A 19834-nucleotide genomic window follows, 5' to 3' on the forward strand; every position below is an offset into this window, starting at 1 on the left:
GCATTATCGTACAAAACATATGCAGAATAATAACTAAAAAGTGTCGGAGCCAGGAGTCGGGTATGCAGCCAGATAATCATCTTCCAGCATATTCGCTCCCCTGGCCAGCCTCTGTATAGCCCAAGAGACACACATGATATTCCGATACATGTTGTATAAGGCATCATCACAAACAACACCCCTGTAAAATCCCCCATAATCTCTCCCTGCCCAAAAACACGAAACCGGGCGGGAGACTGGACCATAAAGAGATCATATGCCCAGCAGGCTAATCCGACCACAAATCCCCAGGCTGTCAGCATATCCAGCCATTTCAGTATCGTTTTTACTGTCATTTTTCTACTCACAAAAACACGCAGTTACGTTTACGCCAGATCAGGTAGCCGTAGTTCTTTTTGGTATTGGGGGACGCATGACCGGCCTCCCAGGCCATCACCGTTCGCCCGAACGGGTGACAGGCTTTCGTATCCGGGTGCATGTTCACCATCTGATAGCGGAAGCGGTCTTTCGGCATAATCGGGGACGGATATTCCCAGCAAATTTTCCGGTCTTTCCCGATACTGTTGAGGATCATTCCCTGACGGTGCAGTTTGAACGCCATACGTTCTGACAACAGCACCGACGACTGCTGCGGGCTGAATTCATCCGAAATAAACCCGGTAAACGGATACAGACTGCCGTGTGAGCCGGCACACCAGAACAGCGCATTGATGGGTTTACCTTTCACCGTTTTGATGGCATCGGCAGCGCAGGCACCCTGCGCAATGGGGTTGGCCACGACCAGCGCCTCCGGTGATAAAATCAGCGCCAGCGCATCATCGTCCCAGGTCGGATCAAGTTCTGACAGATAGCCAATATCCAGATCGCCTTTCTGCAGGCAGGCCAGAGACATGATAATATTCAGCCAGTATGTCAGCGGGTATTTGTACCAGTGCACATGGTAAAAACCACCCGATACAGGCCTGTCCTCCTGCCCGGCATTCCCCGCCCCCACCTTGCCGACCGGAATATTAAAACCGCCCAGATTGACCATACAGTACGGGGAGCGGGTCACATCCGTCATTGCAAAAGGCTCCCAGTAACCGATGGCCATCCCGATACGGTAACCCACAGGCTCCAGCGGACAAATCTGTAACGGCATGGACGGATTCTCCGTGTCCGGCGCATCCCCGTCGAACACAGAAACGTCACCGATGGTCATCGGGAAAGTGCACTCCCAGCAGATATCGCTGATCGAGTTTACGAAGTTCCCGTCACACATCTTGTCCTTGTCTTCGGCCTGCGCATTTCCGGACAACAGTCCCAGCGCAATCAGACCAGCCAGCACTGTTTTTCGCATCATGGCGACACCTCCGGCATGGCCGCCGAGGTCACGACCAGCGTGTTTCCGTCCTGACGTACAACTGCCGGTATCCATGTCAGCCCGAACCGGCGGCTCAGCGTGCCGTCCTGGTCAAAGTAAATCCGCGTGTTCAGCGCCTGTGTCGCTTCCCGGATATTTCCCTTCACCAGTATCACTTTCCGGTTCAGCTCCACCGGTTGTTGCTTCAGCCAGTCCGTCTGGCGCTTGTCATCCGCATCAAGAAAATACAGCGGACCGGGCAGGGAAACGGTCTCCAGCGGATTGATACGCTGCCCCTTACGGGCAAACAAGCGGCCATTCTGATCGGCCATATCCGCCGCCACGCTCACCGTCGGATCTACCCGGTGAGTATGTGACTGCGTATCGGTCTGTAGCCCCTCCACTGACTTCGGTCGCAGGGTGTTCTGCACCACTCGCTCTTTAAACTGCGCCTGCATGTCAGCCAGCTCCCCGCTGGCCTCCATACTTTTCAGGCGCTGCTTAATCATCGACAGCATGCTCTGCTCCTGTACCGGCCAGAGGTCGCCCTGTACGCCCAGATCCTTCGCTGCCAGAGGCAGGCTGATCAGCAGGCCACACCATATCCACTTCACTGCCACCTCCGGTACTGGCGCCCCTTAATCTCCTCTACCTCCTGACAGCCCACGCATTTCCTGACTCCTGGTATCAGCCTGCGACGCTCTGCCGGAACGGGGGCGCCACATTCCTCACACTGCGTGGCGCTGACTCCTGTCAGTTGCTGGCGGATCTGCTGTATCCGGTTTGTCTCCAGCATGTCCATATGGGCCTGGTAACGTTCGATATCATCGGCCATCGTCTATTTCCCCTCCGCCATTTTTTCTGCAATCGCCTGCTGCACAACCGGGGTGATGTCTTCGGCCCCCCCCACCACCGCCGGGGCCACGATAATGACCGCCCGGTGTTCACGCTGGTATGCCGTCAGGCTGTCGGACAGCGCTGTGTTGAAACGGGCTGTCAGCGCCTTTATCTGAGCCTCATCCAGTGACTGCGTTGCGGCCTGCGCCATAAAGCTGTTCACCGTCCCCGCCATATCAAAACTGACCGTTTTCTGCTGGCGCCATTCTGTCAGCAGCAGGGCAATGCCGGCATTCAGTATCACCATCCCGGCCACCACACAGGCGACAGGCTTCAGGCATCGGTTGCGACGTTTTGAGCGTCGGCGCGGAGTGTTTTCAGGAGTATCTACAGAAGGTATCAGTGTGTTTGTTGTATCCATCCGTTCAGTGTCTCCATTTCCTGCGGGAACTTGCGCCAAGCCAGTTCTCCGATAATGTCGTGGATATCCTTGCCGGCACGCAGTCCGGCTTCACGGTAGTCAAAATCCTCACCGTCAGACGAGAACATCACCCGGCTGATGGGATCGAGCAGCAGACGGTGGAAAGAAACCTGCCCGCCGTAACGCAACATAAAGGCACTGAAGTGTGCCTCACGGGCCGCCGGAAACCCCTCGATGACCTCCCGTTCAAACCGGTTAAACTGGTCCGGGGTATCCAGGCAGTATTTACGGAACGCATCGCGGTTCTGGCGCAGAATAATTTTGAAGGAGGAGTTAGCCCAGGCGGCTTTCGCCGCGCCACTGGCTTTCTGCCCGTCAAAGTCTTCAATCCCCTGGGTGATGGTGATATAGGCCCCGTTGTATTTACGCGCAGTGCGGTACCCGTTCTCGATAAAGTCCTCGGCCCGCTTGTTGTCCTTCGACAGCAGCTTCCAGGCCTCATCAATCAGACAGACCTTGTGTTGCTGACGGTCGGAGAGATACATCCGCTGCTCGACATAAATCATCATCGAGAACATCACGGCAGCCAGCAGGTCAGGCTTGTCCTTCAGCTCGCCCATCTCCAGCACGGAGAACCGCACGTTGTCATCCAGTGACGGCTTTTTACTGTTGAAGTACTCACCGTAAATTCCATTACGGCAGTACTTTTCCAGACCGACGATAATCTCATCCATGCGCGAACGCACAGTGGTGGTGTCGCGGTATTCCGGCTGCTCCAGCGCTTCCCGCATGTAGAGCACGATATCGTCAATCAGCGCCTCGTTCTCTTTACGCAACCAGACTTCATGCACCGCTTTCAGCAACAGCGACATAAAGGTGTCATCGCAGTTACCGGAGGGGTTAGCCAGCACGACCAGCAGGTTACGGATACTCTCAGCAGACTCCTTAATATCCACAATGTTGGCAAAGGGGTTGAAGCGCAGATCGAGCGCATTCAGGTACACCCCGCCCACATTACGGCAGAGCCCCTTGTAGGAGTCGCCCATATCAAACACCCAGGCCCGGCCACCGCTGTCCAGCACCTGACGAATGATGCCCTGCATCAGGAACGATTTACCGCCCCCGGAGGTGCCGGTAACGGAGAGGTTGTTGTTATCCGTATCCAGCCCCGCATTGCGGTCGAACAGGTTCAGGAAAGAGAGCTGGTTGCGGTAGGACGGTATGGGCAGCCCCTGCAGACAGACCTGGTTATCCGCCACCACCGGCAGGATATTGGCCACATTGCTGGCCCGCGCCCGCTGAATGGCATTCGTACGACAGATATCGCTCCACAGCCCCTCCGGCATCATGAACGGGAAAACGGAGAGGTAATTACGCAGTTGCATAAACTCCGGCATGTACATCGACAACCCGTTACGGCGGAAGGTGTTCAGCACCGCCATCTCCGTTTCCAACGCCACTTCGTCCTTATCTTCACAGAACAGCGTAACGTTGAAGTAAAAGCGCGCCAGTGAGTCCTGGTTGGTACTGAGGGATTCACGCAAACCGCCCCACTCCGCGGCCTGTTTTTTCACTGACGGCACAAATTTTGCGAAGGGTGAGTTCGCCTTTTTGTCCAGCTGGATGAATTTGCGGTTAGCCTCCCGCTGGGTACCGGCCTGATCTTCCACTTCCAGCGCCAGCGTCATCACAAACGGGCAGGAAATGGAGCACAGCGGATCGGTCACATTACTGATGTTGTCCCCCATCTGCCAGAGGGCATACGGCTTCTCCGGGTTTTTCTCCAGCATGAAGTTAAGAATGCGCGTGCGCTCCCGCTCTCCTCCGCGCCGGGACTGCAGGCTCTGCTCAATCCGGTCAGGCTGCAGCATCAGCCGCAGGGAGCGGTCGACACATTCAGTGTTCAGCGGTTCAAACTCCGCCACATGTCCGGCAGGTGGCTCAATATTGCCGTGGCGGAAATTCGCCAGTTCGCGCACGAGTGAGACCAGCCCCTTTTTATCCACTCGCTTCGACCACAGCCCTGCCGACGCCAGGCCGGCCACCACCCGGTTGGCCACCTGGTTCAGCTCCGTCTTTTTCTGCTCCGTCAGGCTGCCCGCCTCTTCGGCATACGAGACAAACAGACGGTAATGGCGCAGCGTCAGCGGGTACCCTTTCTTGTTGGCGAACTGCGTCAGCGCCGCCCGTTCATAGTAGGCGCGGGTAATCGCGTTGAATTCATCCGCTCGCTTCCCCTGCCAGCGGAAGTCTGCCAGCCCGTGCTCCAGCATCGGGCGTACACACTGAGACCCCACGAGGGTGAACGTCAGCGGGATTTTGCGGGGAATTTTGTCCCGCAAAAAATAATCCAGCGACTTGCTGATAGCTTCGTTGGCCCCGGACAGAGGCCGGCATTCGAGGACAAAACCGGCAGTTTTTGCATTGATAAACAGCTCGCTGTCCGGGTCGTACTGACGATACGGCAACAGACTGGCGAAAGAGGGGTAGTCCATCTCATCAAGGATTTGCCTGGCCTGCTGACTGCCGTCCGGTTTTTTCCAGCCGCCCATGAGTTGCGACAGCAACACCTGCCAGCCTTTCACCTCAGGTTGTTCATGGGGTACTTTCTCTGTCACCCTTTCACCTCCTGGTGCTGCCAGCGGGCAGGCTCCACCTCAAAAGACACGACAGACGGCTGATGCCAGACCGCCTGCTCATCGACCCAGGCCGCTATCCACATCCGTGCCGTTGTGGACGGCAGTCGAACGGGACGCGCCATCCCGATATCAGACCAGGCAGGGGAAACCTGAGCGCCACCGGAAGTGACGGCGACATGCCCTGTTCCCGCCACGTGCCCCCGGAACGGATTGCGGGATGCTGCCCCCGCAGTTACAGTCGCTGCGACGGGTTTTGTCACAGACGACACGCCAGCAGTCGTGGAGTTTTCCTTAACCATCGGCACAGCAGCCAGCGGTGGCAATGTGCGGCGGCCCTCAGTTTTTTTCCCTTTCTGATTTTCGGTCATGGCCCGGGCCTTGTTATTCGCCTCGTCCATCGTCATACAGCCATTGCTGGCTGTGGCATTGCAGTCAAACTCGCTTTTCATGCCGGCGCAGCCTGTCAGTACCAGGCCACTGGCAAGAACCATCAGTAATGCAGGTTTCATTGTCATTGTCCTCCGATCTGGCCCGCCGACTGCGGGACCGCATCCCCCAGATTCAGTTCCCGCAGCATCTGCTGTGATACCTGAATGCCGTTATCCACCACGGCTTTCGCCTGCTGTGCCGGGCGGGACTTTTTGTCCTCATCCGTGAACTTCAGCTGAAAGCCTTCCTGAAACACCACCGTCACTTCCGTTCCTGCACCAACCGGGATGACAGGGTGATACTGTTCGGCACGTTTGATGTAGTAATCACTCAGTGTTTTACCGACCTGTGATGCCCCACCACCCAGCGCACCGTTCATCACCGTACTGCCAGAGACAGAGGCCACAGCGCCGGCACCCGGTGTCTCCTGACCAATTTTGGCCACACCGCTGCCGATACCGTCCACTGCTCCCGCCGCAAACGCCCAGCCGATAATTTTGCCATTGCGCATCACCGGCTCACCTTTGATACCGTTCTTGCCCTGGAAAGAGACGTGTCCCTTGAATGGCATATCAATCACCCCCTCATCCTTATGGCAGGACAGCCGGTCTGTGCGAACCAGTGCGCGCTCACTGGAAATGTCACCATAGGCCCCGGCAGTCACCATGCAGCCGGTCAGGTCATAGGTTTTGTCATTGGGCATTCTGACCAGGCCGGTCAGACGGAACTGCATAGGGGACGGGTCGCTGTTGCCGGTGACAGAGGCATTCGCATCCGCCCCTTCAATCACCACAGCCGGTGCAAAACTGGCAGACGGGATATAAGGCAGAAGCGGCTTATCACTGACAGCAGATTTCTCACCGTAATCCACCGTCATCGAGGACAGGCCTTTTTTCGGCTGTGGCGTCACCTGATACTGCGTGACAGGTGCCAGGTTATTCACCTCACCACCGGCTCCCGGCTGATAAAACGCCGTCGGCGGCGGAACAGAAGAACCGGTGCCAAAAGAAGGAACCGGTTGTCCTGCGGGTAATTCAGGGCCGGCACTCTCTTTCATGGCCTCCTGTTCAGCCCGCAGAATGGCCAGTTCATTCTCCTGTTCTTCAATCTTTGCCCGGTAGTCCTGCTCCCGCTGTTCCATCTTCGCCAGACGGGACTCAAAGGATTTGAGCTTTTTCTCCGCCTCGCTGGCGGTATGCTGAATATCCGCCACCGCGGCATCTGAGACTTTCTTGTCAAACGTCTGAGACACCACGCCGGTCATATTGGGTGGCGGTGCTTTCTGCTGCGTCTGTGCTGCTTTCCCGGAAGACTTGACCGTGGACATATACCAGGCGCCCCCGCCAACAGCACTGATCCCAAGTGCAATCAGGGCCAGGCGCAGGTTTTGTTTGCGGCGAACCTGCTGATTGACATTAGCCACCGTTCACCTCCTCCTGCCCCACCGTCACCCAGACTTCCGCGCTGGCACCGGGAAGCAGTGTTTCTGCCCACGGTGATATCAGCACACTGCGCACGCCAGGCGCACTGAAGAGACGCTCCGGTAAAGCCCTTGCCTCAGACTGACGGTTACTGACCCGGTAGCGGTACACCCGCAGGGCATCACCACTCCACATCGTCTCCGCCCGGAGCGTCAGACCGGCAGGAAGTGAAAACACCGGCTCACCGACAACCGGCGAGGCCACATACCCCGGCGGAACTTCCCCGCGCAGCAGAGCTTTCTGCACATCAACCAGCAACGCCACATAATCGTGGCTGCGCTCCCAGGGTTCAGCCGCCTTCTGGCGGACCGGACGGTCACTCATCAGATGCACCACCCGCCCGTCCCGTGCCTGCGGTTGCCCGATGACCGACACCACCAGGCCACCTTCCGTGCGGACATAAAATGTGAACGGGGTCGTTTTCTCCGTCATCAGCACAACCCCCCCGTTCGCCATGCCTGTCTGCCCGTAGTCCCCGGCATTCGTGAACGTCCCCTGCGCACTGTCCACCGCCACAATACGGTCGCCCGGCACAACCAGCAGGTTGGGCTGGGTATTGCTGAGCGCGATCCGCGCCTGCGCATCCGGGCTGACCGGCACTCTGACCGGCAACTGTGCGGACGGCGCAGCCTGTACACCACAGGCCAGACCACACAGCAGCGCAACGGCACTCAACCGCCTCTGCCAGTTACTGTGCAGGTTTATCTTTTTCATTCACCAGTTCCTTAAATGACCTGATTGTTGTCATGCCATCCCGGTAGCCCAGCTCCAGCCGGTACGCTTTTTCTTCCGGCAGGGCTTCCCGCTTACCTATCCACGTTTTGAGAGTCCCGCGAAAATCCACTACACCGGCCTTCGGGTACACATCAATGCCCGTCATGTAAAACGCCGAACTGACGTTATTGGTAATGATCTGGCTGGCCTCACCGTCCAGGATCTCTTTCATCTGCGGACGTGCAGCCGTATCGAAGTAACGCAGTAATGCCTGATGCTGGGCTTTAATCGACTCCGGCGTGACGTTAAGCCGCAGGAACATCAGCGATTCCGCGACCTGCTGCAGATAGCTGGCATCTGCCACGTTACGGGAGAGCGAAAACGGCTGGTTAAAAAACATCGGGATATAGGTTTCTTTTTGCCCCCGCTCCAGGTCTTCAATACGCAACCAGGCGAGAACGTTGGCGGACAGGCTCAGTCCGAGGAAAAACAGCAGAATGACGAACATCAGGGATGTGAACTTCAGGGCTGAGCGATGGGCGCTCAGATCCATATGCCCCTCCTTAGTTACTTAAGCCACAGCCGCCAGGCTGATTCCGGCAGGACCTTAAACTGTCCGTTCAGTCCGGGCAGGTGCCAGTAACACATGTTAAAAAGCCAGGAAGTGCCCTTCCCTTTTTTAAAATGGGTCAACACAAACCAGAACAGAAGACCAATAATCAGTCCGGCCAGACTCTGGTTGAAGTAAATCCCAACACAGGCCGGTGTCAGGCCAACAGACGCCTCATCGAGAGGTATTCCGATGAGGCGTTTCTGTTCGGTCAGCGTCTGAGGAAAGATGTAACGATCTTCCATTTCACCGCTCATTGACCGTCCTTTTTACTGTCAGGGGGCAATCATGCTGAAAATAACTTTGGTCACCACGATAAACACCGGGATCAACACAAACGTGGCCGGGTTGTGGTTACGCAGATAAAGCATGAAGACCAGGAAAACTTCCGCAATCATGAAGTAATACATCATGGTGGAGTCTTCACCGAAGGTTGCCTCCACATCGGCCTTACCGGCAGACGCCAGGTCAGTGGCCTGCGCCATGCCCTGTGCAGCCAGCCAGAGAGCCAGCGGCGCAGCAACATATTTCACCAGGGCTTTACCGGAGCCTTTTCCGACAGCATTCAGGCAACGGGATAACAGACCCGGCTCACGTTTTTTCTCAGTCTGAGAAAGCACATCATTCATTACAGCGATTTCAGCCATAAAAATTCCTCTTTAACGGTTAATTAATATGGGCGGAATTGCCCCGTGAATAACCGCGCACAGTGATTCACAGTCCAACTCCGCATCGCTTCGGGCATGCTACCGCCCTCGGGTGCAAATCCGATCGTGATCGAGAAATACGATCTGCGGGGCGCAACGATGCCTGCCCAAAAAACAACAGGACATAACAGATGCAAAAGAAAGGTTCTCAGCAAAAGGCAATGGCCGGATGCTGATATTTAAACTCCCGCTACGGAGTGCCTTCGAATAAACAGATTTTAAAAACGGAAAGAATCTTAGCTTTCTTTTGGCTGTAGGATCTCCCAGTAACTGCTTTCATCAAGCTTAGGAACAGTATTCAGGTGTTGAGTCAAACGCAGACCAGCCTCCAGACCTTTCGAGTATCCAGATAATTTCGCTGCTGAAATTAGCTTCTGGTTTGTGTCCGAATCTAGCAAAACCGTTACTGATACAATTTTTGGCAATTGCTTTTCATTCATACATCAACCTCTCAATAACCAGTTGAGAATGGTTTCATAAAAAAAAATCCCTGACTAGTTACCTAACCAGGGAACACAGCACAAAATGTTAAAAAAATAAATTAAGTACAGAAACAGTGTTTTTGCTTAATAAACTAGGAGGAACAAATCTGCGCCATAACAACAGATCTGATACATACATGAAGTTGTTGTAATTTTTGAGCAATAGTGTTCTATATATTTTCTGCATTCTTCTTTTTATAACAGTATCACTTACATCCAGATATTTCGCCATCTCGGATTTTGAGAGACCAACAGACATCAACCAAGCAACACACCATTCTTTTTCATCCATAGAGGAAAATGGATTAACGCTATACAATCTTTCTATTTTTATTTCGCTGTTGATTTTCCTTTTTTTCTTCACACCAATATTTTCAAGAATGAGGTTTTCAATCCCCATAAAGGAAAGATTATTAATCTTGACATAAACTCCAATATCAATTTTATGTATTGTTACAATGAGAGGTGTTAATTCACTATTTATATTGGCTACAACAAACAGAACGACACGGGGAACCCCATTAGCAATCTCACGCTCACAACAAATAATTGAATTACTCACATCACCTAAAAGGCTGGCCATAAAAGATTCCTGTCCTCTAATCAAAAGCTCTTGTCTATCCTTTAATGCGCCAAAGGACAAGAAATCATCACTACAGTCTAAAAATTGCCCTGTGCTATTTTTGATATACCAGAGACCACCATGCTGACGATGATAGCGGTAAAAAGAAGAAGAAAGATCTTGAGATCTCTGAATGAGATCAATAGAGTTACGTTCAGCCATGACTAGCATTCTCCTATACTAGGCTGTGGTTAGTTCTGGCAGCGGGAGGCCAATCCCCTGCCAGAACGACTTCTTAAAATTTTTTAATGTTTAATGATGAATTAACATCACCATCAAACTTATTACAAATTTTATCAAACGATGATCAGCAGTTCAATACACTATTGTTAACAACAATCCTATTTTTCACGCCAAGGAAACACTGTCTGCATAGTCTCTTTTATCTCTTCCCTGAACCTGGAGATCAACTCCTGATAGTTTTTTCTGGAGTCCCCTTTTATTTCGTTTAAATCGAACATATAACTCAGAATATACTGCGAGGCCATGCGACTCTTCATGCATTCTTCCAGCAAGCGCTGACGGAATAATTCATCATCCGTTAATCCACCATTTCGTTCTTCTTCCTCTTCACGTTTCTTCATCTGCAGGGTAATACGCAATCCCACTTCCAGAAGTTCAGAGCAGACACTCGACATATTGGCATCGGCTGGACTTGCCCCCTCTGCTATACGTTCATCAACAATATTACGGATTTCATCCAGGGTTTTTTGTTTCAAATATACATTTTGTCTTGGCATGAAAATAAGCACTCACTGTCTGACCCAGCACCGTAACCGGCACTGTAAATAACCTGTTACTACAGCGCCTGATTTATAACTAGCACCGTAAGCAGCACTGTACCATTAAAAAGCAGCACTGCAAGCAGCACTCTTCAACTAAAAAGCAGCACTGTTACGGTGCTGCCTTTATCTCAGACAAACAATAACTATATGATAATAAAGAATTAACACCGTAACGGTGCTGCTTACAGTGCCGGATCCAGCCACAACTCGGCACCGTTACGGTGCTGCGTATGATTTAAATTTTGCTAATTTGCCAGATACCATAATCATAACGCACTGAATATAAAGACAAATCATGCAAAATATAGTTTTGCGATGGGTGTGAGAAAATAGCTTCAGAGAAGCGTGATTTGGTATATGTATCATCCGGGTTAGTTCCAGTATCCGGGCCGTTGTCCGTCATCAAAAAAATGGCATGCTTGGGTCATGAGTTCGCCCGTAAATAATATGGAAATGAGAAAAGTACTTGCTGCCATTCTTCTCTTATTAACGCATATGGCTTATTCATCCGACTGTTTCGAACGCGCAGGTCGGGATTACAGGATAGACCCTGACTTACTTCGTGCTATATCCTGGAAAGAGTCACGTTATCGTGCTGATGCTATTGGCGTAAATCCAGTCACTGGCTTTGGTTCAGGCTTAATGCAGGTCGATTCCCAGCATTTTAATGAACTTGAGAATTATGGAATAAAACCAGAGCACCTGCTGATGGATCCGTGTATGAACATCTATACGGGTGCCTACTATCTCGCCATTGCTTTCAAACGCTGGGGATATTCGTGGCGTGCTGTAGGTGCATATAATGCAGGTTTTCGTAATACGGAGATACAGGAGAAAAAACGGCAGCAGTACGCGCGAGAAATTCAGGAAATTTATGTGAATATAAAGAAAAATGTGCCACTAAAGTGACGCATTTGTTTTCAGTCAATCGCACGGAATATTAATACTTTCTCAGGATGTTGAATGAGGCTGACATAATCCTTCAGAGCCTCCTGTCGTGCGACCAGATGTTTATAGATTTTGGCATATTCAGGCCCCATATCTGTCACCTGCCAAGTTAACCTGTTCATTATCATTAACGTCGCTATAATCCCGGCAGCATCGGCACTGACTTCTGCTTCAAAATAATTTCCCAAGATGCATATGTTATAGCGTGTTCTCCTTCATGTACAATATAACCAGTTTGGGTCGTAGTGAAGATAATTTTGTTCGGATTTACATTACCGCCGACATCCTGCGGAACAATCCAGTAGTTCCAGAAACTACCATCGTAACCTGAATGCTGACGTAACCAGCAGGCGATCATATTGTCAGTTGACGGTGTAAAAAAGAGTGCCGGGATAAAATCAAGACGTTCATCACCATCGTTTACACAATAGCGCAGAAATTAGTCTGTTTTAAATTATTCAGCTGATTCAAGAGTGGCAAATGGCGATGAACGGCTGACAGGAAGGAAATAAAGGGATGCATCAGTAGAAGAATAAAACCGGCTGGGATAAAATGAATGATATTAAATAATCACGCGTCGGAATAAATAACTATGCCGACGCGCTGTATTTTATTGTTGTTGCTGCATATTCATACTTGCTGAATTTTAAAGTTCACACCACAGGCTCTGGCATAGCGTACCAGTGTATCAATACTCATACGTGATGCGTTCTTTTCCATGCGTGAAATGGTAGGCGCTTTAATACCCATGCGCTCTGCAACCTGCGCAGACGTCAACCCTGCTTCCTTTCGCCAGGAAGCTAATGTCTCCCGAAGCTGCTCTGAGGCTTCTTCAGCCTCATACGCTGCACGATATTCAGGATCATGCATCGCTTCAGCATGTACCTGGCTAAGTGTTTTATATTTCATTCTGCATCTCCTCAAGTCTACGAAATGCCAGCTCTATATCTGCCGGTGGAGTTTTAGGCGATTTTTTAATGAAAATTCTCAACAAAAAAATGCGCTCACCGCTCTGATATACCCACAATCCTCGTGCGATATCGGTGCCCATTGTCCGGATTTCAAACAACCCGTTACCCAGGGGTTTGGTATCAGGCTCACGAAGCTGACGTGGGTTGGCCTCCAGCTTTGCGAGTATGCGCGACAGCTTGGCACGAACGGTAACAGGCAGAGCAACGAATTCTTTTTCAGCTTCATCATGAAAAATTACGGTAAACATTCAATCTGCTCCCTGATTCAGTTTCTTTATATTAGCTTAAAAGCTAACTTAGCTCAAGAGCTAATATTAAATTAATCCCCGTCTTTCTGGGCAATGTCTCCAGAGTGCATTTTAATGAAATCGAGCATAGCCTTTATCCTGCGTTGCTCAGCCAGTTTTTTCTCGAACCTATTCAAATAATACACTGGAGTATACCGCACCCGATTAAACTGCATTGTGAGCGTGTTCCCCGTTACCCGATGAGCCTTATATCCCCGTCCTTCAGGGCGGGGATATAAGGCACGGTTTTCTACCTGACTGTTTTTGCTTAAAATAGTGGTATGAAACGACGACAGGCATTTAAATTCCGGTTAAGACCAGATGGTCAACAGGAGCGTGAAATGAGGCGCTTCGCTGGCGCATGTCGTTTCGTTTTCAATCGTGCTCTGGCACGTCAGAATGAGAATCACGAGACTGGAAATAAATATATTTCCTACACGAAAATGACCTCTTGGCTGGTTGAGTGGAAAAACTCACCGGAAATGCAATGGCTTAAAGATGCCCCGTCACAGCCATTGCAACAGTCACTGAAAGACCTTGAGCGAGCCTACAAAAATTTCTTTCAGAAGCGTGCCGCTTTTCCCCGATTCAAAAAGCGGGGACAGAATGATGCATTCCGCTATCCGCAGGGTGTAAAGCTCGACCAGGGGAACAGCCGTATTTTTCTGCCAAAACTGGGCTGGATACGCTACCGCAACAGCCGTCAGGTCACGGGCATGGTAAAAAACGTCACTGTCAGCCAGTCCTGCGGTAAGTGGTACATCAGTATTCAGACAGAAAGTGAAGTATCAACTCCGGTTCACCCTTCAGCATCAATGGTCGGGCTGGATGCTGGCGTGGCTAAACTCGCCACGCTGTCAGATGGCACGGTCTTTGAGTCTGTAAACAGTTTTCATAAAAACCAGAAGAAGCTGGCGAGACTTCAGCGCCAGTTAAGCCGCAGGGTCAAATTCAGCAACAACTGGCAGAAGCAGAAACGCAAAATACAGCGACTGCATTCCCGTATCGCAAACATCCGCAGGGACTACCTTCACAAAGTCACCACAACCATCAGCAAAAACCACGCCATGATAGTCATTGAGGATTTGAAGGTCAGCAACATGTCAAAGTCAGCAGCGGGTACGATAAGCCAGCCGGGGCGCCATGTCCGGGCAAAATCAGGTTTAAACCGTTCGATACTGGACCAGGGCTGGTATGAGATGCGCCGACAGCTTGAGTACAAGCAGCTCTGGCGTGGCGGTCAGGTGCTGGCTGTTCCGCCAGCATACACAAGCCAGCGTTGCACGTGCTGCGGTCATACTGCGAAAGAAAACCGCCTGTCACAAAGTAAATTCAGATGTCAGGCGTGTGGGTATACAGCGAACGCTGATGTAAACGGCGCGCGTAACATTTTAGCGGCGGGACACGCCGTGCTTGCCTGTGGAGGGATGGTGCAGTCAGGCCGCCCGTTGAAGCAGGAACCCACCGAGGTGATTCTGGCTCCGGTCTGAACGCTGTAGGAATCCCCGCCCTTCAGGACGGGGAGGATGTCAATGCTGCTTGCGGATACCGTAGACCGCGATATAACGGTTGAGGCAGTACGCGCCGTCCGGCTCAAAATTCCAGGTACGCCAGACCATTTCTCCGTTCTGACGCACGACCAGACGAAAATGTGTCCCCTGATCGTCTTCAATCGTCACATTCTGATACTGTGCCGCCACTGCTTCCGCCTGTTCACGGGTAAATGAACCATCGGACAGGGACTTCAGGGGGATACTGTCTTTGCCATTTTTTTTCCTGATTTTTAACAAATGCCCCGTAAATCCTCGCCCAATACGGGCGGGGATATAAAGGGGGCTATTCAGGTTTTTTTTGCGAGCTAACGTACGCTTTCAGTGTTTCGATTGTTGCGCCGCCAGCACTACAGGCGAAATAAGAGCGCGACCATAGAACTCCGCTATTACTCTGTTTTGGCAGATGCGAATTCAACTGACGCACATAACGGCTACTAATCGACTTCAGGTTATTCACCAGCACGCTAACAGGCAGTTTGGGCGGGTATGCTACTAATACATGCACATGATCCGCTTCGCCATCCATCTCCAGTATTTCCACTTCCAGTCGTTTGGCAGCAGATAAAAATGATTCTCGGACTTGCTCAATCATCGCACCATCTAACAGCTTGCGGCGATACTTCGTTACAAAGATCAGATGCACTATCAGTTTGCTGACACTATGACGGCGCTTTAGATACCCTGTAAAAATTTCCTCTTGCACACCCATTTGAAAAAGTGCTCTTTTATGCTATAAAAATGCCCATATTACGCATGCGCACCCATTATGTACAGGGCAACAAAAGTACGCATTTACCCGACACCAGAACAAGCTGAATTGTTAGAAAAACAGTTCGGCATAGTGCGTTTTGCGTACAATAAGGCTTTGCATATCCGCTCACATTGGTACAAACGCCATGGCGTTTCACTGAATAACGTAAAGCATATTCAGCCACTGCTACCCATCGCCAAAAAGTCCCACAGCTATAGCTGGCTCAAACAGGCAGACTCAAATTCGCTACAGGTTGCATTGCAAAATCTGGATCAGGCATTCAAGAATTTCTTCGAAAAGCGGGCTAAATATCCTCGCTTCAAGCGTAAACACGGTTCACAGTCCAGTTATCATTGTTCGAGCCTGAAAATCACCGCCGACACAATCAAGATCCCGAAAATTTCCGCAATTCGTGCGAACATTCACAGGGAAATTGTTGGCAAGGTGAAAAGCATAACCATCACCCGTTCAGCGACGGGTAAATATTATGCTTCGATACTCTGTGATAATGGCATTGAAACACCAGCCAAACCTTCAAAGATCTCTCGCGTGATGGGGATGGATATGGGACTGTCTCACTATGCCATTATGTCCGACGGGGTAAAAGTTGCTAACCCTCGTCATCTCATCAATGCCAGTCGCAATCTGCGACGCAAACAAAAAGCGTTATCCCGCAAGCAAAAGGGAAGCGCAAATCGCAAAAAGGCCAGAATCCGTCTGGCAGCGTTACACGAACGGGTAGCCAATGCCCGTGCTGATTTTCAGCATAAACTTTCTCGTGCAATTGTTGACGAAAACCAAGCGGTAATTGTCGAGACGCTGAAAACAGCTAACATGATGAAAAACCATAATCTGGCAAGAGCGATAGGTGATGCAGGCTGGCATAGCTTCATCACAAAGCTGGAGTACAAGGCAGTAGAAAAAGGCGTTCATCTGGTAAAACTCGAACAGTGGTTTGCCAGTTCGAAAACCTGCCATTGTTGTGGTTACAAAATGCCGGAAATGCCGCTTCATAAACGCATCTGGCGATGCCCGGAATGCGGTGTTGAACATGACCGCGACATCAATGCGGCGCTCAACATCCGGCAAAAAGGAATACTGGAACTAAAGGCGGCGGGACTCGTCGTCTCTGCTCATGGAGGCCAGCGTAAATCCGTCGTACAGACGGTTGCGCCCTGAGAAGTGGGAAACCTCGCCCGACAGGGCGGGGAGCAGTCACAGAACATCACCCGTTGAGTTTCGGGAGCCGCGGTTTTGAGGTTTGCGGGAACCTGCTGCTTTGTTCCCTCTGGTACTGAACTTCACCCGTTTGAGAACCTTCGCCGCAGGGGCGCACCGGCCACGGCCTGACTCACCTGTCCGGGGCAGTGCGGCAGGTTGTGGCTGTATCAGCCCCCGGCGACAGGGGCTTAAACGCTGGAATGGCAGCAGATGAGAAAATGAGCAGGGACCCGCCGCAACGACGGAAAGCGCGGCGCGCGAAACGGCGTTGCGCCTTACAGCCCGGCAGCCTTACCGCCGGGGTGCGGAAAGCGCAGGTAACGGCGCGCCAGAGCGGCGCATCATATCACGGATGCTGCAAGCGAAATTGCGACAGCCTGGGATGGAAACCCGCTGCCCCGAAGGGGCCGGGCAGAGACAGCGCAGCTGGCTCGGTGCGAAGCATGACAGCCCCGGTTCCCGTCAGGGAAGTCGCCCGGCGGCAGTGAAACCAGACAGGGAACAGGCTGTGTATTATCACCACCAGAAAGACCCACAAGGATAGGCGCTATTTTTTAACCTCATCCTCTTTTTTTGCATATTCCGGGGCATTTTTGTCCGGCAACTACGTACTGAGCTGGCGATAATGCCGCAGTCGTTCCATAAAATATTCCCTCAGATGTTCAGGCTGCTCTCTGGCCACCAGTTCAGCGACAACCGGCATGGCCAGCCGTTCTTTATACGCCACGCCAGACGCCACCAGGTCCACAGCGACTTTATCCTGTTCTTCTTTCGATTTTGCCGCGAGATTAGATCCGGACATCACACCCTCCGACACTAACAGAAACCCTCTATCAGTGTACGGCATTGGAGCCAGAGGGGGAAAGGACAGGGAGAGGCGCGAAGCGCAGCTTCCCGTCCCTTTCCCGCAGGCGCCAGCCTGCCAGGGTTTTGTGCGCGGGCTGACAGGCGCCTACGAACGCCTGCCATCCTGTTCACTGGTCGTATCCGTCCTGTCGAATAAACTGTCCGCAAAGGAAAACTGCGTTCTGGCAGGTCATGTAGTAACAGATTTCGTCGATCACCTGTTCCGTTCTGAGTGCCGACTGGCCATTCTCACGGCAGCGGGCATTAATCACCGCCTTGTATTGTCGCAGGATTTCGCGGGTTTTCGGGGCAAGTTTCATACGTTTTCTCCCTGTCCGGCGGGTTTCCCCGCCGGACATTAATCAGTTGCTGAAGACATAGCCGTCATGGAACACATAGCCGCTACTGAACAGGTCTCGCGCATAAGCCTCAAAATCGAAATAGCTGCGCAGCGGCTCCGGCACCTCATTTAACAGGCCGTTGTCCTCCACCATCTCCTGTGCGTAGGCTTCCTCGCTTTCCGCCTCGCCACGGTACGCATCGTCAAACGCGTCATAGTCACACTCGCCGGTATACTCAGCCCAGGCGATAAAGGGGGCTTCCCTGCCCTCTCCTTCAGCCTGTTTGTAGGCGGCGACAAAATCCCAGTCGATGGAGCATTCAGAGATGAACTGTGACGGGATGCCTTCCCAGTCCTGGAACATAAACTCGGCATCCCATTCATCGGCATGCAGCGCCTGACAGGCCTCGTAAAACTCCTCCCGGCCGTCAAATTCCGTCAGGTCAAACCATTTGCCGTAGATACTGCCGCAGTTGTATTTGTGATATGTGCCCACATAGACAGCCGGTGTGGTGGTCGTAGTGCTCATAGAAAATCCTCCGTAGTCAATGTCGTCTCTGTTCCGGCTTACGCCGTGCCGACACGACAGCCGGGCGAAAAGCGGAGGATGCAAGGGCGTCACTGAAGCCGCAGCGCAGTAGAACAGCAGGAGCAGGCTGGACGGTTTGACGGCGAAAACTGAGCCGGAAAACGACGGGAAGACGGCGGATAATGCCTTTGAAATACACTGCGACCGGGTGAAGGTGACGGCGTTTACGCTTCCCTTGCATCAGCCGCGGCCCGGCTACAGTAGAGGCACGGCGTTTGTCGCAGGCCGCACGGGACTTAATTCACCGCGAAGCCGGAACATCGTGGAGGATGAGCATGAAAAGCGGAGCGGCCACGCGACATCCGATGACATCCTCAACGCCCTGAAGGTCGCGGGGTTCCTGCCTCAACGGGACGGCACAGCCGCCCCGTCGGTTAATCAGTCAAGCGCGGCGTAAATAGCGTTGCATTCAGGGTGAAAGGCGATGTGATTCCAGAGCTGGGTATCACGTAGCATAAACAGGCGAGTTAGGGCGGCATCCCCGCAGTCATGATGAACCCAGCAGCGGCGATTAATGGCCAGAGAGGACAGGATGATTCCGGCAGCATCGGCACTGACGGTGCGATCAAACCAGTTTTCACTGTTAATTATATGAAAACGGTCGCCGTCCGGCATCATGTAACCACCACCGTCAGGTGGGCGGATGAAATGCCAGAATCCCCGTCGTATTCGGGCATCATTTTTCGTGCCAGCGCGTAGACCTGCATCTCGGCAATCATGAAGTCATTTCCGAAGAGATACGGCAGAAAGGACAGGTGATCGGATTCTTCAACGTTCAGGGTGACAGATTTCGCATAGTGCATGATTTTTCCTCCGTTATTCACATATTCCGCGACACCGGGCGGTGCCGTGCCGACACGACAGCCGGGGAAAACGGAGGATTCCAGTGCGACACCAAGGCCGCAGCGCAGATACAGCACGAAGCGGTTCTGGACGGTTATTGAGCGAAATTTGAGTGAGAGAACGACGGGAAGAACGGCGAGCACCTTATAAAAATACTGCGACCGGGCGCAGGTGACGGACTGTGAACACTGGAATCCGCAGTGACCGGGCTAAAGTGAAGGCACGGCACAGTCCGTCACGACTCAGAGCGGTCAGAGTTTAAAACCACAAGGCCATGACCCTTGTCATGGTCGGGTAAAGCGGAGCCTTCAGCGACATCATTATGTCGCCAGACGTGTCTTGTATTCACGGAGATTATTCAAAATTTCTATCCTTCAAAAGCAAGGCACTGCTTTGGAGCTCTTTTCAGGATGAAT

At 52.1% G+C, this 19834-nt stretch carries 23 protein-coding genes and 4 pseudogenes; 3 read left to right on the forward strand and 24 right to left on the reverse strand.

Annotation, left to right across the window (positions count from 1 at the left end; translation table 11 throughout):
• Window positions 1–343 precede the first annotated feature (343 nt).
• From traU to traM, 14 genes are all read right to left on the reverse strand, one after another.
• Window positions 344–1339 (reverse strand): conjugal transfer pilus assembly protein TraU, encoded by a 996-nt coding sequence (traU, locus tag OGY83_RS17805; RefSeq protein WP_286636567.1) that lies wholly within the window; start codon window positions 1337–1339, stop codon window positions 344–346.
• Entirely contained in the window at window positions 1339–1956 is a 618-nt protein-coding gene (traW, locus tag OGY83_RS17810; protein WP_286636499.1) for a type-F conjugative transfer system protein TraW, read from the reverse strand. Before traW ends, traU begins: the two co-directional genes overlap by 1 nt.
• Entirely contained in the window at window positions 1953–2177 is a 225-nt protein-coding gene (locus OGY83_RS17815) for a TraR/DksA C4-type zinc finger protein (RefSeq protein ID WP_095715695.1), read from the reverse strand. The genes traW and OGY83_RS17815 overlap by 4 nt, the downstream gene beginning before the upstream one ends.
• Window positions 2178–2180: 3 nt before the next feature.
• Entirely contained in the window at window positions 2181–2600 is a 420-nt protein-coding gene (gene trbI / locus OGY83_RS17820; RefSeq protein ID WP_286636500.1) for a type-F conjugative transfer system protein TrbI, read from the reverse strand.
• Window positions 2579–5152, reverse strand: a complete 2574-nt coding sequence (gene traC, locus OGY83_RS17825) for a type IV secretion system protein TraC (RefSeq protein WP_353622052.1) — start codon at window positions 5150–5152, stop codon at window positions 2579–2581. Before traC ends, trbI begins: the two co-directional genes overlap by 22 nt.
• Before the next feature lie 62 nt (window positions 5153–5214).
• Window positions 5215–5748 (reverse strand): type IV conjugative transfer system lipoprotein TraV, encoded by a 534-nt coding sequence (traV, locus tag OGY83_RS17830; protein ID WP_286636502.1) that lies wholly within the window; start codon window positions 5746–5748, stop codon window positions 5215–5217.
• 2 nt (window positions 5749–5750) lie between these two features.
• Complete coding sequence (gene traB, locus OGY83_RS17835; protein WP_286636503.1) at window positions 5751–7091, reverse strand: F-type conjugal transfer pilus assembly protein TraB; 1341 nt, start codon at window positions 7089–7091, stop codon at window positions 5751–5753.
• Window positions 7084–7863, reverse strand: a complete 780-nt coding sequence (traK, locus tag OGY83_RS17840) for an F-type conjugal transfer protein TraK (RefSeq protein ID WP_286636504.1) — start codon at window positions 7861–7863, stop codon at window positions 7084–7086. The genes traB and traK overlap by 8 nt, the downstream gene beginning before the upstream one ends.
• Window positions 7838–8416 carry a type IV conjugative transfer system protein TraE gene (gene traE, locus OGY83_RS17845; protein WP_045449990.1) on the reverse strand — a complete coding sequence of 193 codons (579 nt, stop codon included), beginning with the start codon at window positions 8414–8416 and terminating at the stop codon, window positions 7838–7840. The genes traK and traE overlap by 26 nt, the downstream gene beginning before the upstream one ends.
• Before the next feature lie 14 nt (window positions 8417–8430).
• Window positions 8431–8730: a type IV conjugative transfer system protein TraL gene (gene traL, locus OGY83_RS17850; protein ID WP_286636507.1), complete on the reverse strand. Its 300-nt coding sequence runs from the start codon at window positions 8728–8730 to the stop codon at window positions 8431–8433.
• Between the two features lie 18 nt (window positions 8731–8748).
• On the reverse strand, window positions 8749–9120 hold the full coding sequence (locus OGY83_RS17855; protein ID WP_286636509.1) for a type IV conjugative transfer system pilin TraA: 372 nt from the start codon (window positions 9118–9120) through the stop codon (window positions 8749–8751).
• Between the two features lie 296 nt (window positions 9121–9416).
• On the reverse strand, window positions 9417–9620 hold the full coding sequence (locus OGY83_RS17860) for a TraY domain-containing protein (RefSeq protein WP_286636511.1): 204 nt from the start codon (window positions 9618–9620) through the stop codon (window positions 9417–9419).
• A gap of 88 nt (window positions 9621–9708) precedes the next feature.
• Window positions 9709–10446: a hypothetical protein gene (locus OGY83_RS17865; protein WP_286636512.1), complete on the reverse strand. Its 738-nt coding sequence runs from the start codon at window positions 10444–10446 to the stop codon at window positions 9709–9711.
• 179 nt (window positions 10447–10625) lie between these two features.
• Window positions 10626–11024 carry a conjugal transfer relaxosome DNA-binding protein TraM gene (gene traM / locus OGY83_RS17870; protein WP_286636513.1) on the reverse strand — a complete coding sequence of 133 codons (399 nt, stop codon included), beginning with the start codon at window positions 11022–11024 and terminating at the stop codon, window positions 10626–10628.
• A 498-nt stretch (window positions 11025–11522) separates the two neighbouring features.
• Between traM and OGY83_RS17875 the strand changes: the two genes are divergently transcribed.
• Complete coding sequence (locus OGY83_RS17875; protein WP_286636569.1) at window positions 11523–11978, forward strand: transglycosylase SLT domain-containing protein; 456 nt, start codon at window positions 11523–11525, stop codon at window positions 11976–11978.
• Between the two features lie 11 nt (window positions 11979–11989).
• Here the strand turns inward: OGY83_RS17875 and OGY83_RS25195 are convergent.
• From OGY83_RS25195 to OGY83_RS25320, 4 genes and pseudogenes are all read right to left on the reverse strand, one after another.
• A pseudogene (locus tag OGY83_RS25195) lies at window positions 11990–12453 on the reverse strand (antirestriction protein).
• Between the two features lie 194 nt (window positions 12454–12647).
• Window positions 12648–12926, reverse strand: a complete 279-nt coding sequence (locus tag OGY83_RS17885) for a helix-turn-helix domain-containing protein (RefSeq protein WP_045449985.1) — start codon at window positions 12924–12926, stop codon at window positions 12648–12650.
• Entirely contained in the window at window positions 12916–13236 is a 321-nt protein-coding gene (locus OGY83_RS17890) for a type II toxin-antitoxin system RelE/ParE family toxin (RefSeq protein WP_286636516.1), read from the reverse strand. The genes OGY83_RS17885 and OGY83_RS17890 overlap by 11 nt, the downstream gene beginning before the upstream one ends.
• A 71-nt stretch (window positions 13237–13307) precedes the next feature.
• A pseudogene (locus OGY83_RS25320) lies at window positions 13308–13490 on the reverse strand (hypothetical protein); the annotation flags it as partial.
• A 66-nt stretch (window positions 13491–13556) separates the two neighbouring features.
• Here OGY83_RS25320 and OGY83_RS17895 point away from each other — a divergent pair.
• Window positions 13557–14765 carry an RNA-guided endonuclease InsQ/TnpB family protein gene (locus OGY83_RS17895; protein ID WP_286636517.1) on the forward strand — a complete coding sequence of 403 codons (1209 nt, stop codon included), beginning with the start codon at window positions 13557–13559 and terminating at the stop codon, window positions 14763–14765.
• Between the two features lie 39 nt (window positions 14766–14804).
• Here OGY83_RS17895 and OGY83_RS17900 read toward each other — a convergent pair whose 3' ends face one another.
• Complete coding sequence (locus OGY83_RS17900; RefSeq protein WP_502873123.1) at window positions 14805–15029, reverse strand: DUF905 domain-containing protein; 225 nt, start codon at window positions 15027–15029, stop codon at window positions 14805–14807.
• A gap of 82 nt (window positions 15030–15111) precedes the next feature.
• Complete coding sequence (tnpA, locus tag OGY83_RS17905) at window positions 15112–15537, reverse strand: IS200/IS605 family transposase (protein WP_286636518.1); 426 nt, start codon at window positions 15535–15537, stop codon at window positions 15112–15114.
• A 57-nt stretch (window positions 15538–15594) separates the two neighbouring features.
• Between tnpA and OGY83_RS17910 the strand changes: the two genes are divergently transcribed.
• Window positions 15595–16758: an RNA-guided endonuclease InsQ/TnpB family protein gene (locus tag OGY83_RS17910; RefSeq protein ID WP_286636520.1), complete on the forward strand. Its 1164-nt coding sequence runs from the start codon at window positions 15595–15597 to the stop codon at window positions 16756–16758.
• A 579-nt stretch (window positions 16759–17337) separates the two neighbouring features.
• Here the strand turns inward: OGY83_RS17910 and OGY83_RS17915 are convergent.
• The 4 genes and pseudogenes from OGY83_RS17915 to OGY83_RS17930 form a co-directional block, all read right to left on the reverse strand.
• A pseudogene (locus tag OGY83_RS17915) lies at window positions 17338–17602 on the reverse strand (DNA polymerase III subunit theta); the annotation flags it as partial.
• A 172-nt stretch (window positions 17603–17774) separates the two neighbouring features.
• Window positions 17775–17966 (reverse strand): hypothetical protein, encoded by a 192-nt coding sequence (locus tag OGY83_RS17920; RefSeq protein ID WP_286636522.1) that lies wholly within the window; start codon window positions 17964–17966, stop codon window positions 17775–17777.
• A gap of 42 nt (window positions 17967–18008) precedes the next feature.
• Window positions 18009–18515, reverse strand: a complete 507-nt coding sequence (locus OGY83_RS17925; protein ID WP_286636524.1) for an antirestriction protein ArdA — start codon at window positions 18513–18515, stop codon at window positions 18009–18011.
• Between the two features lie 438 nt (window positions 18516–18953).
• A pseudogene (locus OGY83_RS17930) lies at window positions 18954–19378 on the reverse strand (antirestriction protein).
• Between the last annotated feature and the right edge of the window lie 456 nt (window positions 19379–19834).

It is taken from the genome of Citrobacter sp. Cpo090 (assembly GCF_030332665.1).
In the GTDB taxonomy this organism is placed as follows: domain Bacteria; phylum Pseudomonadota; class Gammaproteobacteria; order Enterobacterales; family Enterobacteriaceae; genus Citrobacter; species Citrobacter portucalensis.

Bases quoted from the DNA above. Each gene is read 5' to 3' on its own strand.
- traU (WP_286636567.1), bottom strand. From the start codon at position 1,339: ATGCGAAAAACAGTGCTGGCTGGTCTGATTGCGCTGGGACTGTTGTCC.
- OGY83_RS17815 (WP_095715695.1), bottom strand. From the start codon at position 2,177: ATGGCCGATGATATCGAACGTTACCAGGCCCATATGGACATGCTGGAG.
- trbI (WP_286636500.1), bottom strand. From the start codon at position 2,600: ATGGATACAACAAACACACTGATACCTTCTGTAGATACTCCTGAAAAC.
- traC (WP_353622052.1), bottom strand. From the start codon at position 5,152: ATGGGCGGCTGGAAAAAACCGGACGGCAGTCAGCAGGCCAGGCAAATC.
- traV (WP_286636502.1), bottom strand. From the start codon at position 5,748: ATGAAACCTGCATTACTGATGGTTCTTGCCAGTGGCCTGGTACTGACA.
- traK (WP_286636504.1), bottom strand. From the start codon at position 7,863: ATGAAAAAGATAAACCTGCACAGTAACTGGCAGAGGCGGTTGAGTGCC.
- traE (WP_045449990.1), bottom strand. From the start codon at position 8,416: ATGGATCTGAGCGCCCATCGCTCAGCCCTGAAGTTCACATCCCTGATG.
- traL (WP_286636507.1), bottom strand. From the start codon at position 8,730: ATGAGCGGTGAAATGGAAGATCGTTACATCTTTCCTCAGACGCTGACC.
- OGY83_RS17855 (WP_286636509.1), bottom strand. From the start codon at position 9,120: ATGGCTGAAATCGCTGTAATGAATGATGTGCTTTCTCAGACTGAGAAA.
- OGY83_RS17860 (WP_286636511.1), bottom strand. From the start codon at position 9,620: ATGAATGAAAAGCAATTGCCAAAAATTGTATCAGTAACGGTTTTGCTA.
- OGY83_RS17865 (WP_286636512.1), bottom strand. From the start codon at position 10,446: ATGGCTGAACGTAACTCTATTGATCTCATTCAGAGATCTCAAGATCTT.
- traM (WP_286636513.1), bottom strand. From the start codon at position 11,024: ATGCCAAGACAAAATGTATATTTGAAACAAAAAACCCTGGATGAAATC.
- OGY83_RS17875 (WP_286636569.1), top strand. From the start codon at position 11,523: ATGAGAAAAGTACTTGCTGCCATTCTTCTCTTATTAACGCATATGGCT.
- OGY83_RS17885 (WP_045449985.1), bottom strand. From the start codon at position 12,926: ATGAAATATAAAACACTTAGCCAGGTACATGCTGAAGCGATGCATGAT.
- OGY83_RS17890 (WP_286636516.1), bottom strand. From the start codon at position 13,236: ATGTTTACCGTAATTTTTCATGATGAAGCTGAAAAAGAATTCGTTGCT.
- OGY83_RS17895 (WP_286636517.1), top strand. From the start codon at position 13,557: ATGAAACGACGACAGGCATTTAAATTCCGGTTAAGACCAGATGGTCAA.
- tnpA (WP_286636518.1), bottom strand. From the start codon at position 15,537: ATGGGTGTGCAAGAGGAAATTTTTACAGGGTATCTAAAGCGCCGTCAT.
- OGY83_RS17910 (WP_286636520.1), top strand. From the start codon at position 15,595: ATGTACAGGGCAACAAAAGTACGCATTTACCCGACACCAGAACAAGCT.
- OGY83_RS17920 (WP_286636522.1), bottom strand. From the start codon at position 17,966: ATGAAACTTGCCCCGAAAACCCGCGAAATCCTGCGACAATACAAGGCG.
- OGY83_RS17925 (WP_286636524.1), bottom strand. From the start codon at position 18,515: ATGAGCACTACGACCACCACACCGGCTGTCTATGTGGGCACATATCAC.